The sequence below is a fragment of the Janthinobacterium sp. LS2A genome (assembly GCF_036543145.1).
Classification (GTDB): domain Bacteria; phylum Pseudomonadota; class Gammaproteobacteria; order Burkholderiales; family Burkholderiaceae_D; genus Janthinobacterium; species Janthinobacterium aestuarii.
On sequence record NZ_JAZHPB010000004.1, the window covers coordinates 242570 to 257779 of the forward strand.

At 64.2% G+C, this 15210-nt stretch carries 13 protein-coding genes; 6 read left to right on the forward strand and 7 right to left on the reverse strand.

All coding sequences use genetic code 11. From position 1 onward, the window contains the following. Positions 1-7 precede the first annotated feature (7 nt). The 5 genes from V3C40_RS13865 (at position 8) to V3C40_RS13885 (ending at position 5823) form a co-directional block, all read left to right on the forward strand. Positions 8-979, forward strand: coding sequence for a hypothetical protein (locus tag V3C40_RS13865; RefSeq protein WP_331777731.1), 972 nt, complete (start codon positions 8-10; stop codon positions 977-979). Further along, positions 976-2733: a VWA domain-containing protein gene (locus V3C40_RS13870; protein WP_331777732.1), complete on the forward strand. Its 1758-nt coding sequence runs from the start codon at positions 976-978 to the stop codon at positions 2731-2733. Before V3C40_RS13865 ends, V3C40_RS13870 begins: the two co-directional genes overlap by 4 nt. A gap of 83 nt (positions 2734-2816) precedes the next feature. Next, positions 2817-3410, forward strand: coding sequence for a hypothetical protein (locus tag V3C40_RS13875; RefSeq protein ID WP_072454712.1), 594 nt, complete (start codon positions 2817-2819; stop codon positions 3408-3410). After that, positions 3407-4786 (forward strand): capsule biosynthesis protein CapK, encoded by a 1380-nt coding sequence (locus V3C40_RS13880; RefSeq protein ID WP_331777733.1) that lies wholly within the window; start codon positions 3407-3409, stop codon positions 4784-4786. Before V3C40_RS13875 ends, V3C40_RS13880 begins: the two co-directional genes overlap by 4 nt. After that, the gene (locus V3C40_RS13885; RefSeq protein ID WP_331777734.1) at positions 4783-5823 is read left to right on the forward strand and encodes an AAA family ATPase; all 1041 of its coding nucleotides are present in this window, start codon (positions 4783-4785) and stop codon (positions 5821-5823) included. Before V3C40_RS13880 ends, V3C40_RS13885 begins: the two co-directional genes overlap by 4 nt. A gap of 66 nt (positions 5824-5889) precedes the next feature. Here V3C40_RS13885 and V3C40_RS13890 read toward each other — a convergent pair whose 3' ends face one another. Continuing rightward, entirely contained in the window at positions 5890-6447 is a 558-nt protein-coding gene (locus V3C40_RS13890) for a TetR/AcrR family transcriptional regulator (protein WP_331777735.1), read from the reverse strand. A gap of 165 nt (positions 6448-6612) precedes the next feature. Between V3C40_RS13890 and V3C40_RS13895 the strand changes: the two genes are divergently transcribed. Then, a complete protein-coding gene (locus tag V3C40_RS13895; RefSeq protein WP_331777736.1) occupies positions 6613-7422 on the forward strand; it encodes an SDR family NAD(P)-dependent oxidoreductase in 810 nt (269 codons plus the stop codon). Here the strand turns inward: V3C40_RS13895 and V3C40_RS13900 are convergent. The 6 genes from V3C40_RS13900 to malE all read right to left on the reverse strand — a co-directional run bounded on the left by V3C40_RS13900 (position 7419) and on the right by malE (position 15145). Further along, complete coding sequence (locus tag V3C40_RS13900) at positions 7419-8705, reverse strand: O-acetylhomoserine aminocarboxypropyltransferase/cysteine synthase family protein (RefSeq protein WP_070218279.1); 1287 nt, start codon at positions 8703-8705, stop codon at positions 7419-7421. The two genes, V3C40_RS13895 and V3C40_RS13900, sit on opposite strands and share 4 nt — an antisense overlap. Positions 8706-8799: 94 nt before the next feature. Then, complete coding sequence (locus V3C40_RS13905) at positions 8800-9711, reverse strand: carbohydrate kinase family protein (protein ID WP_331777737.1); 912 nt, start codon at positions 9709-9711, stop codon at positions 8800-8802. Beyond that, positions 9708-11393, reverse strand: coding sequence for an alpha-amylase family glycosyl hydrolase (locus V3C40_RS13910; RefSeq protein WP_331777738.1), 1686 nt, complete (start codon positions 11391-11393; stop codon positions 9708-9710). Before V3C40_RS13910 ends, V3C40_RS13905 begins: the two co-directional genes overlap by 4 nt. Then, positions 11351-12241, reverse strand: a complete 891-nt coding sequence (gene malG, locus V3C40_RS13915; protein ID WP_034757081.1) for a maltose ABC transporter permease MalG — start codon at positions 12239-12241, stop codon at positions 11351-11353. Before malG ends, V3C40_RS13910 begins: the two co-directional genes overlap by 43 nt. 9 nt (positions 12242-12250) lie before the next feature. Next, on the reverse strand, positions 12251-13762 hold the full coding sequence (gene malF / locus V3C40_RS13920; protein ID WP_099402470.1) for a maltose ABC transporter permease MalF: 1512 nt from the start codon (positions 13760-13762) through the stop codon (positions 12251-12253). A 162-nt stretch (positions 13763-13924) separates the two neighbouring features. After that, positions 13925-15145 (reverse strand): maltose/maltodextrin ABC transporter substrate-binding protein MalE, encoded by a 1221-nt coding sequence (gene malE / locus V3C40_RS13925; protein ID WP_331777739.1) that lies wholly within the window; start codon positions 15143-15145, stop codon positions 13925-13927. Between the last annotated feature and the right edge of the window lie 65 nt (positions 15146-15210).

Below are 15210 nucleotides of genomic sequence, written 5' to 3' on the forward strand. Positions count from 1 at the left end.
GGCCGCGATGATTTCTCCTGCTTTTGCCTCGATACTCGCCAGCGGCCGAGCTCAGTTCAATGCACGCGCAGCGGAAGCGCGCCGGCGTTTTCCCTCGCTCGACATGGCCGCCTTTGGCGCCTTCTTGCACGATGGCGTCGATCCGCTGGTGCTGGCTGTGGCCGCCGCTGCGCCCGAGCGCGTGGGCGGCGTCACCCTGGCCGCCTATGACATGGCACTGGAACTGGTGGGCCACGGCCTGGCCGGCCCCGCGGCGAAAAACCCGTTCTTGAATACCGTGTGGCGCGAACTGGCGCCGCAGTTTGCGCCGCTGCTGGCGACGGCCCCCGTCGACGTGCTGGGCATGCTCAGCAACGCCGCCATCCACATAGCCTCTGTGGCGGGGGCGCGGACCGCGCAGTGGCAGTGCGAGCTGGCTGCCGTGGCGCCGCAAGTCGGCAGCGTCGCGCAGCTGCGGGCCGTAGGCCAGGTGCTGGCCTGGCGCGCCGGCGTCGCGCATTTCCGCCAGGGCGCGCTGGCCGCCGCCGGCACCTTGCCGCCCGCGCTGGCGCTGGCCGCGTTTGGCGAGCCGGGTGCGCAATGGCCGCAGGTGCATGCGCAGTTGCTGGACTATCCCTGGCGCGGCAATCCAGAGGGCAGGGAGTTTGGCAGCTTCAGCGGCCTCGGTGGCGACTTCGGCACGCCGCCGCAGGTGCGTGCGACGGCCGACGGTTTTGTCGTGCGCAGCGCCGAGCGCCACTACCTGCTGGTGGCCGATGCCTATGGCGCCGTGCTGCACAGCGCCACGGCGCAGGAGTTTGAGCAGGCCAATACCGGCATGCCATCGTCCGTGCGCCTCGATGGGACGACCGTGCATATCGGCGCGCGCAGCATCGCGCTCGACCTGCCTGCCGGCGACATCGCGCTTGCCGCGAATGCGCATACGCTGGCCATCTCGTCGCCGTGGACGCATGCGATCCGCCTGCTGCCGCTCGCATGAAGAGGACCGCCGACACCGCGCTGATCGACGCCTGGCACGCCGCCTGGCCCGAGGCCCTGGCCGTGTGGAGCAAGTTTACGCGCTTGCGCGACCCCAGCCTGTGCGCCAGCCGCGTCGAGGCCAGCAAGCAGGGCTTGTCCGGCAGTTTCGCCATGATCCGGCTGCTCGATCAGAGCGTGGTGGTGGACTTGCCGCTGGTGACGGAGCTGGGACTGGACGACTATGCGCTGGAAGTGCTTGCCCATGAAATCGGCCACCACATCCTCGCGCCTGGCAGCGCAAGCGACCAGTTCCGCCTGCTGGCCCGCATGCGCCGCGCCTTGCCCACCCTGGAGCAGCACGCGCCCATGGTGGCCAATCTGTACACGGACCTGTTCATCAACGACCGCTTGCAGCGCCAGGCGAACCTGCGCATGGCCGATATCTACCGCAAGCTGGAGCAGGGACGCTCTGTGGACGCCAAGGCCAGTGGCGGCGTATGGACCCTGTACATGCGCATCTATGAAAACCTGTGGCAGCTGGAAAAGGGTGAATTGGGAGGCGGTCAGGCCGACGAACGCCTGGACACGGACGCCTGGCTCGGCGCGCGCTTGATACGCGTCTACGCGAACGATTGGATGCTGGCGGCGGGCCGCTTCGCCACCTTGCTGCTGCCTTACCTGGTGGAAGACACGGACGCTCTGAGCCCGAGCCGCTATCTGCTCGACACGCGCGATGCGGCCCGTGGCTGCCAGACGTATGGCGCGCAGCAGATCGAGGATGACGAGGAGGACGGTGCCATCCATCCCGTGCACGACAAGCGCATCTCGGGCCTCGATGGGGATGAGCCGCCTGCCGAGCCGGCGGCCAGGCAGGGCGGCGGCCAGCTGCGCGAACCGTTCGAGCTGGGCGACATTCTAAAGGCGTCGGGCGTGGACCTGAGCGACCATGAAATCGCCATCCGCTATTACCGCGAGCGGGCCTTGCCGCACCTGGTGGCGTTCCCCAGCCGCCCCGCGCCCGAATCGCAGGAACCGCAGATGGAAGGGCTGGAACCGTGGGAAATCGGTGACCCGCTCGAAGACATCGACTGGCTGCAATCGGTGATGCAGTCGCCGCGCCCCGTGCCGGGCGTGACCACCGTGCGCCGCGTGTATGGCCGCGAACCGGCGCGCGCCATCGACGCCGTGCCCGTCGACCTCGACATGTACGTGGACAGTTCCGGTTCCATGCCGAACCCGCAGGCGCATACCTCGTTTTTGACACTGGCTGGTGCCGTCATCGCGCTATCGGCCTTGCGCGCGGGCGCGAAAGTGCAGGTGACCCTGTGGAGCGGCAAGAACGAAGTGATGCAAACGCCGGGTTTCGTGCGCGATGAAGACATGATCCTGGGCGTGCTGACGGAATTTTTCGGCGGCGGCACCTGCTTCCCCATCCACCGCCTGCGCCAGACCTATGCAGCCAAACGCGAACGCCCCGCGCACATTCTGATGATTTCCGACGACGGCATCACCACCATGTTCGACAACGATGAGCTGGGCAACAGCGGCTGGGATATCTCGGCGAAAGCGCTGGCCCAGGGCGGCGCGGGCGGCACCATGGCCCTGAACCTGGAGCGCGACTGGGAGGGAGCGGCGGCTAACAAGTGGCTGCAGAAAACCTATGACGACTTGAAACGCGCACGCCGTGAACAGGGCTGGGACATCCACGCCGTCGAGCGCTACGAGGACTTGCTGGACTTTGCGCGGGCGTTCAGCCGGCGCCACTATGTTTAAATCCGGGGTCAGACCCGCCGGGTCTGACCCCAGCCTTTGCTTTTGGGGCTAAATTTGCGCATCACTGTATTAAGAAAAGGCCCATGAATATCTCTGGTCCCCACCTCGAAACCCTGACCCATCGCCTGGCCGATACGCCCGTCGAATTCCTCGCCGAGCCCCGCATTGCCGGCGTCGCCAATGCGCAAGCCGTGGCCGTGGCCGCGCTGGTCAACGACATTTTGCTGCTGCATGGCGCCCGCGCGCCGGCCGCGTCCTTGCAGGGGTTTATCGGCGCGCAGGTGAAGGCGGACCGCAACCGGCTGGCGCTGGCCATGATCGTGTGCTGGCTGCTGGCCGACGACTGGTTCACCAGCCAGCAGTTGCCGCAGCCAGCCTTGCTGCAGGTGCTGGGCGAGGCGGCGCGCGAACTGGCCGCCGCCACGCCGGCCCACCAGTTCACGCAAGACCCCGAGCGGCGCGAGGAACTGGCGCGCATCGTGCTGGCGCGCCTCGGTTTTCGACCGCGCGACGAAAGCGTGGCGCAGGCGACGGATCGATTGTCGGCCATCAGCGGCACGGAACGCCGCCGTCTGCTCGAAGCGAGCCGGCTGGCCGAGCAGCGCGCGCGCGAAATCCGCGAAGCGTTGGCGAAAAAGGCGGCCGAGGAATCGGCCGACAAGTGGTCGCGCGAATGACGCTCGCTGGCAAACCTGACGTCAACCTGCCTGGCGGCGCCTGGGAATCGGACCGCGACTACTGTCCCACCCTGACGCCGGCGGGCGCGCGCATGCTGGCGCACTTGCGCAATCATCCTAGCGCCCCTGTCTACCGCAACCGCAGCGGCAACAAGCTGCTGGCAGCGGAGGTCGAATCACTGCGCACCTACGAGCAGGAAGTCATGGACGCGGTAGTCGCTTGGGGCGCCGATGCGCCGCCGCCCTGGCTGGCCGATTTTCTCAGGACGGTCTACGCCACAGTGCCGCATTACCGCGCCTGCGGCTCGCCACCCGCGCGTCTCGCGGACGTGGCGCCCATCAGCCGCGCCGAACTGGCGCACGACATCGCCGCCTTCGTGCCCGACGATGCGGACCTGGCGCGCATGATCAACTTCCAGACGACGGGCACCACGGGCCACCCGCTGCTGATCGCTTCGCACCCGCTGGTGGCGGGCCGCTACCTGGCCTTTCACAAGCGCGCGCTGCGCCGCTTCGGCGTGACCCTGCGCCATGGGGCGGGACAGGTGGGCGTGATGCTGCTGGGGCACCAGCGCCGCTGCTTCACCTATGTCTCCGTCACGCCCACGATGAACGAATCGGGCCTGGCGAAGCTCAACCTGCACGTGGACGACTGGCGCGACCCGGACGACCGCGCGCGCTACCTGGACGCCATGGCGCCGGAGTTGATCGCGGGCGACCCCATCTCGTTTGCCGAACTGCTGACCCTGTCCATGACGCACAAGCCGGCCGCGCTGATGTCCGTGTCGATGATGCTGTTGCCCGGCATGCGCGCGCGCCTGGAAGCGCGTTTCGGTTGCCCCGTGCTCGACATCTATTCGCTCAATGAAGTGGGACCCGTCGCCGTCTACGATGAACAGGCGGGCGGCCACGTACTGCTGCAGCACCGGCTGTACGTGGAAATCCTCGATACTGCGGGCCAGCCCGTGCCCGAGGGCGCGCGCGGCGAAATCACGGTGACGGGCGGCTTCAATTTCTGCTTGCCCCTCGTGCGCTACCGCACGGGCGACTACGCTTCGCTGGCGCATGGCCCGCACGGCCCCGTGCTGGTGGGGCTGGCGGGACGCAGCCCTTTGCGCTATCGCACGCTCAACGGCGAATGGATCAATAATATCGACATCACGCACGCCTTGAAACCGCTGGCCATCGCCCTGTTCGGCGTGCACCAGCATGGCGATGGCGCCATCGTGCTGCGCCTGGCGCCGAACGCCATGCCGCAGGCTGACCGGGCGCGCGCCTTGCTCGCGCCTTTTTTCGGCGCCATCACGGTCGAGACTTTGCTGGCGGAAGACAAGATCATTCAATACACCTCGGATTTGCAGGAAGCGGCAGCATGAACCTTTACAAGCGCGGCCTCGTGGTCGGCAAATTCTGCCCGCTGCACCAGGGCCACGAACTGTTGCTCCATCGTGCGCAAGACGCCAGCGAAGAACTGCTGGTGGTCAGTTACACCAAGCCCGAATTTCCCGGCTGCGAGCCGGCGCGCAGGGACGGCTGGCTGCGCGCGCAGTTCCCCCAGGCGCACATCGTCGTGCTGGACGATGCGCGCCTGGCCGCGCTGTGTGCCGCGCGCGGCGTGCCTGCGCGGACCTTGCCGCACAACGATGCCGATGGCGACGCGCATCGCCACTTCATGGGCTGGTTGTGCTGGACGGTGCTGGAGCGGCCCGTCAATGCCGTCTTCACCAGCGAAGAGTATGGCCCCGGCTTTGCACAGGTACTGGACCGGCATTATGCGAGCGGACCTGTGGCGCACGTGAGCGTGGATCAGGCGAGAACGTTGGTGCCCGTGTCCGGCACCGTGGCGCGGCAAGACCCGCATGCGCACAGCGCCTTCCTGTCGCCGATTGTGCGCGCTGATTTTGTCACGCGCGTGTGCGTGCTCGGTGGCGAATCGAGCGGCAAGACCACCTTGGCGCAAGCGCTGGCGGTGCATTTCGAGACGGACTGGGTGGCCGAGTATGGCCGCGAATTGTGGGAAAGTCAGGATGGTATTTTGGTTTATGACGATCTGCTGAAGATCGGCCGGGAACAGCTGCGCCGCGAAGCGCAGGCGCTGTTGGCCGCGCGGCGCTGGCTGTTTTGCGACACCTCGCCCATGACCACGTATTTCTACTGCGTCGAGATGTTCGGCAAGGCCGAACAGGAACTGGCGCAGCTGGCCGAACACCGCTACGACCTGGTGCTGCTGTGCGCCCCCGATTTTCCCTTCATCCAGGATGGCACGCGCCGCGACGAGGATTTCCGTGCGCGCCAGCATGCGTGGTACCAGGCCGAACTGGCGCGGCGGGGGATTGTCTATGTCAATGTGTCAGGCACGGTGGCCGAGAGGGTCAGGCAAGTCGCCCAGTTGCTCGCGCGTAGGTCGGATTAGCGGAGCGTAATCCGACATCATAGTTGGCGTGCCATGTCGGATTACGCGCTCGCGCGCTAATCCGACCTACGTCGTAAAAGCTGTGTTCACGGCTTTCAGGATTTCATCGGAAAACGCTTCATCGTCGACGGCGCGCGCCAGCGCCACGGCGCCCACCATAGCCGACAGCATGACGATGGCGTCCTGCCGCGCATGGTTTTTCTTTTTCCACGGAAAATGCGCTGCCAGCTTGCCGATGATGGCTTTCAGATGGAAGGTGAAGGCAGGGCGTACGGCCGGCTGCTTGCGCGCGTCGCCCGCCAGCGCCGCCAGCAGACAGCCATCGCCCGGTGCGTCGCGGTGGGCTGCGCTCACGTAATCGCGCACGTACTGGCGCATCGCTTCCGGGCTGATGGTCGCCGCATCGAGCGCCACGCGCGAGTGTTCCGAACCGTGCAGGGTGCTTTCCGCCATCAGCGCTTCCTTCGAGGCGAAGTGGTTGTAGAAGGGGCCGTGCGTGAGTCCCGTCGCCTGCATGATCTGCCCCACGCTGACGCCGTCGTAACCCTTTTCACGGAATAGCCGCGCCGCCTGCGTCAGGATGCGCTGGTGCTTTTCGGCGGTTTCTTCGGCGGGATAACGCATGGCAGGCTCCTGATCGCGATTCAAAAAATAATGGTTGACATCATACATGATGTTCGTCATGCTTCAACACATTAAACATGATGACCGTCATATTTAATGTGTTGAAGCATGATGGCTATCATGTTTTATGGCCTCAACCCACCCCATACTGAAGAAGGAATGACCATGAATGCAGTTACTACCCAAGGCACGGCCCTCATCACCGGCGCCTCGTCCGGCCTGGGCGCCGTATATGCGGACCGCCTGGCCGCGCGCGGCTTCGATTTGATCCTCGTGGCGCGCCGGGTCGAGCGCCTGGGCACCCTGGCTGCCTCGCTGGCGGAAAAATATGGCGTGGCCGTGCGCGCCATGGCGGCCGATCTGGCCGCACCGGCCGACCTGCAGCGCGTAGCCGAAGAACTGGCCAGCAACCCAGCCATCACCATGCTGGTGAATAATGCTGGTGTCTCGACCCTGGGCGCCGTCGTGGACTCGCCACGCGAGGGTATCGCCGCGATGGACCAGGTCAACGTGGCGGCGCTGGCGCAACTGACGTACGCCGTGCTGCCGCAATTCAAGCAGCGCAACCGGGGCACCGTCATCAACATCGGCTCCGTGCTGTCCTTCCACATCCTGCCCGTCAGCACGATCTACAGCGCCACCAAGGGCTATGTGATGAATTTCACGCGGGGCTTGCAGCAGGAACTGGCCGGCACGGGCATCACGGTGCAGCTGGTGCTGCCCGCGTCGACGGCGACGGAGATCTGGGAATTGAGCGGCGTGCCGCTGGCACAGCTGGACCAGGCGACCATCATGCGCGCGGAAGACTGCGTCGATGCGGCGCTGGCGGGCCTGGACCAGGGCGAGCTGGTGACCTTGCCTTCGGTGGAAGACCAGGTCTTGTGGGAGCGTTTTGACGCGGCCCGCCTGGCCCTGTTCGCGGGCGCGATGCGCGGCAAGCCGGCATCGCGCTATGGCGTCAAAGCCAGCGATTAAGCGGCGTTGAGCGCCTGCTCCAGGTCTTCGCGCAAGTCGTCGATATGCTCGATGCCCACGGACAGGCGCAGCATGTCTTCGGACACGCCCGCCTTGGCCAGTTCCTCGGGATTGAGCTGGCGGTGCGTGGTGGACGCCGGATGCGTGGCCAGCGACTTGGCGTCGCCGATATTGACCAGGCGCGTGAACAGCTGCAGGGCGTCGAGCACGCGGGCGCCTGCCGCGCGCGGATCCTCGCCAGCCGCCAGTTTCAGGCCGAAGGACAAGATGCCCGAGGCGCGGCCGTGCATGTATTTTTTCACCAGCGCGTGGTCCGGGTGGTCTTCCAGGCCCGCGTAATTGACCCACGCGACCTTCGGATGCTGTTTCAGGTGTTTTGCCAGTGCCAGCGTGTTGTCGCAGATGCGGTCCATGCGCAGGGCCAGGGTCTCGATGCCCTGGATCAGCTGGAACGCGCTCAAGGGCGAAATCGCGGCACCCATGTTGCGCAGCGGGACGACGCGCGCGCGGCCGATGAAGGCGGCGGGGCCGAACGCTTCCGTGTAGACGACGCCGTGATACGACACGTCCGGCTCGTTCAGGCGCTTGAAGCGTTCCTTGTGCTCGGCCCACGGGAATTTGCCGCTGTCGACGATGGCGCCGCCCACGGTGGTGCCGTGGCCGCCCAGGTATTTGGTCAACGAATGGACGACGATGTCGGCGCCATGCTCGATGGGGCGGAACAGATAGGGGCTCGGCACCGTGTTATCGACGATCAGCGGGATGCCGTGCGCGTGCGCGATTTCGGCCAGTTTCGCTACATCGGTGACATTGCCCAGCGGGTTGCCGATCGATTCGCAGAAGATGGCCTTGGTGCGCGCATCGATCAGGGCGGCAAAGGTCTCGGGCTGGCGCGCGTCGGCGAAGCGCACTTCGATGCCGATCTGCGGCAGGGTGTGGGCAAACAGGTTGTAGGTGCCGCCATACAGCTGGCTGGCGGAGATGAAATTGTCGCCCGCTTCGGCAATCGTCTGGATCGCATAGGTGATGGCCGCCATGCCCGACGCCACGGCCAGCGCGGCCACGCCGCCTTCCAGCGCGGCGACCCGTTTTTCCAGCACGTCTTGCGTGGGGTTCATGATGCGCGTATAGATATTGCCTGCCACCTTGAGGTCGAACAGGTCGGCGCCATGCTGGGCATTGTCGAAGGCGTAGGCCACCGTCTGGTAAATGGGGACGGCGGCCGCCTTGGTGGTCGGGTCGGGGGTGTAGCCGGCGTGCACGGCCAGGGTTTCGATTCTCATGTGGTCTCCGGTGTCGATGGTATGCGGTGGTGAAATCCGCAGCCATTGTGCCATGCGACCCTTAGCTCGATGCTACGCTTGATAGAATATTAAGTCATAAGCTAGTGCGGTCTTGATATAAGTCATGCAGCTCCGCCGGTCCGATGAAACGTTCATGCGTGCCATGCTGGGCGCAGGCAAACGCGCCGCCGATGGCGCCGCGGTGCATGGCGGCGTCGATGCCTGCACCATCGAGCCAGGCATGCAAAAAGGCGGCGACAAACGAGTCGCCGGCGCCATTCGTGTCCACCACGGGCAGCGTCAAGCCCGCCGTCGGATAGTGGCGCACGGACGCGCCGTTCCGTTCCAGCAGGTAGGCCCCATCCGCGCCCGCCATGGCGATGACGGCTTGCGCGCGGCCTTCCGAAATAATCGCGTGCATGACGTCGTCCCGGCGCTCGCCCAGCGCCGCCGTGCTGAGAAAGACCAGGTCGGCGCGCAGCGCAAAGACTTTGTGGTGCGGGTTGACGCCATCCCAGTCGTGCAGGTCGGTCGATACCGTCGTGCCGCATACCTGCGCATCGTCAAACAGCTGGGCCACCCAGCCCATGATGGAAAAGTGCGCGTGGCGCGCCGGTCCCAGATAGGGCAGATAGAAGGCGGCAGGCATGCGCACGTCTTCCGGATGGCGCCCGTCATACAGCGACAGCCGGCGTCCTTGCGGATCGACGAGGTTGACGCTGCGCCGCGTGCCCGAAGGTTCGACGATGTGCGAGAAATCGAGTTTGGCTTCCTTGTAGCGCTGCAGGATGGCCGCGCCTTGCGCATCGTCGCCGATGAAGTCGAGGAACTTGCAGCGCAAGCCCAGCGCGTGGCAACCGAGCGCCACGCCATTGCCCGTGTGCGCCACGTAGTCGCGGATGGGTGGCACATGCAGCGAATCGGCCACGGGCAATTGCAGGTCGGGGACGCGGACGATGGTGTCGATGCCGGCGCCGCCGACCACTAAAATGTCATAGGTACTCATTGTGCAGCTTTCTCCAGCAGGACGGTGCCGGCAGCGTGTACCGCGACGGCGCCGTCCTTGACTATGTAGGTTTGGTTTGTATAGGCGTCGCGCAAGCTGGCGCCGTCGGCGAACACGCCGTGTACTTTGAGTTCGAGCGCGCCTTGCGCTTCGGGCACGGCGATGATGGCGTCATCCTGCATCATGCGGGCGAACGCATACGGCTTGTCGTTGATGAACCGGTGTTCGCCGCGCGCCAGGGCAGGGTGGCGCAGCCGGAACTGGCCCAGCTTGCGCGCATGGGCCAGGGTGGCCGCATCGAGCGTATTCCAGTTCATGTCGGAGCGGGTCGCCTGCTGTTCGTCGCCGATGGGCGCCGCGCCAGGCTGGCGTGCGCTTTCATCGCCATAGAACAGCTGCACGCCGCCTGGCGCCAGCAGCAGGGCGGACAAACCATGCTTCAGTTGATCGCGCGGGAACAGGCTGGTGTCGTGCGACGAGATATACGACAGGATGTCGTAGCGGGGTTCATTGCCAATACGTTTTCCCAGCAAGCCCGCGTACTGGCGGTAGACGCCATCGATGCTTTTCCAGTCGCCGCCCGCGCGATTCTGGAAATCGAAATTGATCATCGAGTCGAATCCCGCGTCATGCCAGCTGCTGCGCTCGGGGCCATGGCCCCATGCCTCGCCCGTCATCCAGAATGGTGCGTCGTCGATTTTCTGCTGTGGGTGGCGCGCCTTCCAGTCGGCCAGGGCATCGGTGGCCGCCGCGCGCAGGGCCAGCCAGCTGGCCGGCTCCACGTGCTTGACGGTGTCGGCCCTGAAACCGTCGACGCCGAATTCGCGCACCCAGTCGGCCAGCCAATGCACCAAGTAGCCGCGCACGGTGGTGTCGGGCAGGGCGACGGCGCGTGTATCGGCTTTGCGCTGCAGAATCGGCGGCAAGCCCACGGCCTTGCCGCTTTCCGTGCGGAAGTCGGGCAGGTAGGCCAGCTGCATGGTGTAGTCGTCCTTGCCGCCGTCTGAATAGCCGGGCAAGCCGGCGCGCACCCAGTCTGGACCCCACCACTGCTTGAATTCGAAGTTGTTGTAGTCGATGAAGCTGTGATAGTCGCGCAGCACGGCCTTTTCGTGGCCAGGCCACAGCACGGGCACCTTGTACTGCGCCAGGGTGCGCAGGTCCGCATAGCCGGGATGGTTCAGCACCACGTCGAACAGCACGCGGATGCCTTGCGCGTGGGCCGTGTTGATCATTTCGCGCAATTCCTCGCGCGTGCCCATGTTGGCGTCCATCGTCGTGTAGTCGAGCGCCCAGTAGCCGTGGTAGGCGTAGTGCTGGAATTGCTGTTTGCCGCCCACCACCCAGCCGTGTATCTGCTCGTACGGCGCCGTGATCCACAGGGCGTTGACGCCCAGTTCCTTGAAGTAGCCGGCTTTGAGCTGCTGCGTGATGCCGGCGATGTCGCCGCCGTGGAAGCTGCCGACGTCGCCGCCTTGCGGGTCGGCGGCGCGGCCATAACTGTGGTCGTTGCCGGGATTGCCGTTGGCGAAACGGTCTGTCACGGCGAAGTAGACAATCGGATTCTCGGCAAAGCTCCCTGCCTGCGCCGAAGCGCACAGGAGCAGGGCGGCCAGCGTAGTCAGGGTGCGCCGCATGGTCAGCCTTTCACGCCGCCAGCCGTCAGGCCGGAGATCATCCATTTTTGCGCCAGCAGGAACACGGCCGTGATGGGCAGGCCGGACAAGATGGCGGCCGCGGCGAAGTCGCCCCACAGGTATTTTTGCTCGTACAGGAACAGCTTGGAGCCGACGGCCAGGGTCAGGTTGTTCTGCTCATGCAGCAGCACGGAGGCGATCGGGTACTCGATGATGGCGCCGATGAACGACAGCAGGAACACCACCATCAGAATGGGCACCGTCATCGGCAGCAGCACGTAGACGAACGCTTGCCACTGCGTGGCGCCGTCGACCTTGGCCGCTTCCTCGATTTCGATGGGGATGGTTTGATAATAGCCCTTGATGGTCCAGATATGCAGGGCGATGCCGCCCGTGTAGGCCAGCACCAGGCTGCCGTGGTGGTCGATGCCCAGCCATGGCACGTAGCTGCCCAGCACGTCGAAGATGGCGTAGATGGCCACCAGGGCCAGCACGGCGGGGAACATCTGCAGCAGCATCAGCGCGGACAGCGTCTGCGACTTGAAACGGAACTGCATGCGCGCGAATGCATACGCGCAGGTGGTCGACAGCAGCACGGTGACGGTGGCGCTCATGCTGGCCACCTTGATGGAATTCCATAGCCACAGCAGCACAGGGAAATCCGGTTCGACGAGGGCACCGTTGGGCGCCTGGTAGGACATGCCCAGCGCCAAACGCCAGTGCTCGAAGCTGATCTCGGGAGGGATCAGGCTGCCCGAGGCGAAATTGCCGGGCCGCAGGGAGATCGACAGGATCATCAGGAAGGGAAACATCACCAGCGCGATCAGCGCGATCACGGCGACGTGGGCCGCCAGGATGCGCCAGCGGTTGGAACGGTCGACAACGATAGCCATGGCTGTCCTTTATGCTTTGTTCATGCGCGTCAGGCGCATGTTGACCAGCGAAATCGCGGCCACGAGGAAGAAGATCAGGGTCGAGATGGCGGCGGCCAGGCCAAAGTTCTGGCCGGAATCCTCGAACGCGATGCGGTAGGTGTAGGACACGAGCAAGTCCGTCGTGCCGGCCGGCAAGGTGGTGTCGAGGAAATCGGGACGCCCGCCCGTCAGCAAACTGATCAGCACAAAATTGTTGAAGTTGAAACCGAGACTGGCCACCATCAGCGGCGTGAGCGGCTTGATGATCAGCGGTAACGTGATCTTGAAGAAATTCGTCAGCGGTCCCGCGCCGGCCAGGGCCGACGCTTCGTACAGGTCCGATGGAATCGCCTTGATCAAGCCCATGCACACCACCATCATGTACGGGTAGCCGAGCCAGGTGTTGACGATCAAAATCATGGCCTTGGCCAGGGTGGTGTCCGAGAACCAGGCGGGCTTGATGCCGAACAGGGCATCGAGCACGAGGTTGATTTCGCCAAAGTTGTTATTGAACAAGCCCTTGAAGACGAGGATGGAAATGAAGCCGGGCACGGCGTACGGCAGAAACAGCAGGGTGCGGTACAGGCCGCGGAAGCGTAGCGCATCCCAGTTCAGGAGCACGGCCAGCACCATGCCCAGGCCCGTCGTGGTGGCCACGCTGATCAGGGCGAAAACGATGGTCCACACAAAAATGCGCAGGAAGGGGCCGCGGAACGCTTCATCGGAGAAAATCTTGACGAAGTTGGCGAAGCCCACGTTCACTTTGAAGCCCGGTTCCAGTTTCGTGCCGTCCGGCATTTCATAAAAGCCCGTCTTGAAGTTCGGCGTCACCAGTTCGCCTGTGGCGATCTTCTTCAGGGTCTTGTCGGGCAGTTGCTTGTAGACGTGCGCGACAGGTCCGAATTCGCGCAAGCCCACCATGCGCAGCTCGATCTTGTTCGGCAGCACGAGGGTGAGCAGCTTCAAATCCTTTTGCAGGGCGATGATGTCCTTGATGCCCAGCGGCGCGGCCAGCACGGGCGCCTGCACGGGATCGATCGGCGCCACCTCCACGTTCAGGGGCACGGCGCGCTTCAGGGCCAGCGGCTGCGTCAAGAGCACTTCGCCCGTGTCCGGGCTTTCCAGGCGCAAGCGGTATTCCTTGTTGTCTGCATGCACGGTCATCGCATAGCCGGCGCTTTCCACCCGCTGCGTTTCGTCGAGCAAATATTGCGTGGCCCGTTCATAGGTGAGCAGGTTGCGCGAACTGAAATTGGTAAAGCCGATCGACACCGTGTACACCATCGGCAGCAGCACGAAGACGATGACCGCCGTGATGCCGGGAAACAGGTAACGGTAGGCATAGGCACGCGGCGACGTGAAGACAAACGTCGTCAGGGTCAGCAAGCCGAGGAAAACGGCGGCCAGCATGGTCTGGCCGGAAATGTACAACATGAAGAGCAGATACAGACCCAGCGCCATGCTGATGGTCAATACCGTAGGGCCGATAAACTTGCGCACGATGGATACCTGTGAAGATGGATGCTGGATGAAGGCGTTGTGGTGTAGGTCGGATTAGGCCCAAAGGGCCGTAATCCGACAACATTGTTGGCTGCACATGTCGGATTACGCGCAAGCGCTAATCCGACCTACGCGAAGTTACGTGGTGCAGCGCGACATTGATTAATTCGCCGTCGTAATCCGCTTCGCCGCCGCATCGAGGCCATCCTTGGTCGTCTGGCGGCCTTGCGTGATGTTTTCCAGCGCCGATTGCATCGACGACCAGAAACGGCCCATTTCCGGGTTGTTCGGCATCGGGCGGCCCGCTTGCGCGCTTTCCATCGTTGCCTGGATGTTCGGATTGGCCTTCAGTTCCGCGAACAGCACCTTGTTGGCTGGCGTGCCCAGCGGGACGTCGGCGTTGATGGTTTTCAGGCCATTGATCTGCAGCATCTGGTTTTCCAGGAATTCCGTGGCCAGGTCCTTGTTCGGGCTGGCCTTGGAAATCATCGCGCCCAATACGCCCACGAATGGCGTGGCCGTCTTGCCTGCCACGGTAGGGATCGTGGCCACGCCGAAATTGATCTTCGACTTGCGCGCATTGTCCCACGACCATGGGCCGTTGATCATCATGGCGATCTTGCCCTGGTTGAAGCCCGCTTCCATTTCCGCGTAGCCGGCGCCCTTCGGCATGGCGCCGCTGTTGATCAGGGTCATCAGCGCATTCACGCCTGCCTGCGAACCGGCATTGTTCACGCCGGTTTTCGCCGCATCGTAGCGGCCGTCGGACTTGACTTCAAACGGGAAGCCGCCGCCCGCGCCCAGCAAAGGCCAAGTGAAATAGGTATTCGTGTAATCCCACAGGATGGCTTTCTTGCCTTGTGCGGACAGTTTCTTGTCCAGCGCGGCGATTTCCTCGAAGGTTTTTGGCGGCGTCGGCACCAGGTCCTTGTTGTAGACGAGGGCGACGGCTTCGATGGAGATCGGGTAGCCCCAGGTCTTGCCACTCACCGTAAAGGCGTTCCAGGCCAGCGGCAGGATGGCGGCGCGCGCTTCCTTGCTTGGCGTCAATGGTTGCAGCAAGCCAGCGTCGATCCAGGTGCCGATGCGGTCATGCGGCCAGATCCAGATGTCCGGGCCCTTGCCGGCGGCGGCCGCTTGCTGGAATTTGTTTGGCGCATCTTCTGGATGCTCGACGACGACCTTGATGCCCGTCTTCTTGGTGAATTCTTCGCCGACCTTGGCCAGGCCTTTGTAGCCCTTGTCGCCATTGATCCAGATCAGCAGGGTGCCTGCTTCGGCCGCGTTCGCCATGCTGACGGCGGCCAGGTTGCCGATGCCGGCCAGTACGGCGGCGATCAGGGTGGTTTTGATGAAGCTGCGTTTCGGGTGCGTGAAGGACATGTCAATCTCCAGTATCTTTTTTTATGCTAAGTTTATGTTGAGTATCAAGGCTGAAACGATACAAC

Coding starts and splice junctions, on each gene's coding strand:
- V3C40_RS13865 (WP_331777731.1), top strand. CDS start 8: ATGATTTCTCCTGCTTTTGCCTCGATACTCGCCAGCGGCCGAGCTCAG.
- V3C40_RS13870 (WP_331777732.1), top strand. CDS start 976: ATGAAGAGGACCGCCGACACCGCGCTGATCGACGCCTGGCACGCCGCC.
- V3C40_RS13875 (WP_072454712.1), top strand. CDS start 2,817: ATGAATATCTCTGGTCCCCACCTCGAAACCCTGACCCATCGCCTGGCC.
- V3C40_RS13880 (WP_331777733.1), top strand. CDS start 3,407: ATGACGCTCGCTGGCAAACCTGACGTCAACCTGCCTGGCGGCGCCTGG.
- V3C40_RS13885 (WP_331777734.1), top strand. CDS start 4,783: ATGAACCTTTACAAGCGCGGCCTCGTGGTCGGCAAATTCTGCCCGCTG.
- V3C40_RS13890 (WP_331777735.1), bottom strand. CDS start 6,447: ATGCGTTATCCCGCCGAAGAAACCGCCGAAAAGCACCAGCGCATCCTG.
- V3C40_RS13895 (WP_331777736.1), top strand. CDS start 6,613: ATGAATGCAGTTACTACCCAAGGCACGGCCCTCATCACCGGCGCCTCG.
- V3C40_RS13900 (WP_070218279.1), bottom strand. CDS start 8,705: ATGAGAATCGAAACCCTGGCCGTGCACGCCGGCTACACCCCCGACCCG.
- V3C40_RS13905 (WP_331777737.1), bottom strand. CDS start 9,711: ATGAGTACCTATGACATTTTAGTGGTCGGCGGCGCCGGCATCGACACC.
- V3C40_RS13910 (WP_331777738.1), bottom strand. CDS start 11,393: ATGGATGATCTCCGGCCTGACGGCTGGCGGCGTGAAAGGCTGACCATG.
- malG (WP_034757081.1), bottom strand. CDS start 12,241: ATGGCTATCGTTGTCGACCGTTCCAACCGCTGGCGCATCCTGGCGGCC.
- malE (WP_331777739.1), bottom strand. CDS start 15,145: ATGTCCTTCACGCACCCGAAACGCAGCTTCATCAAAACCACCCTGATC.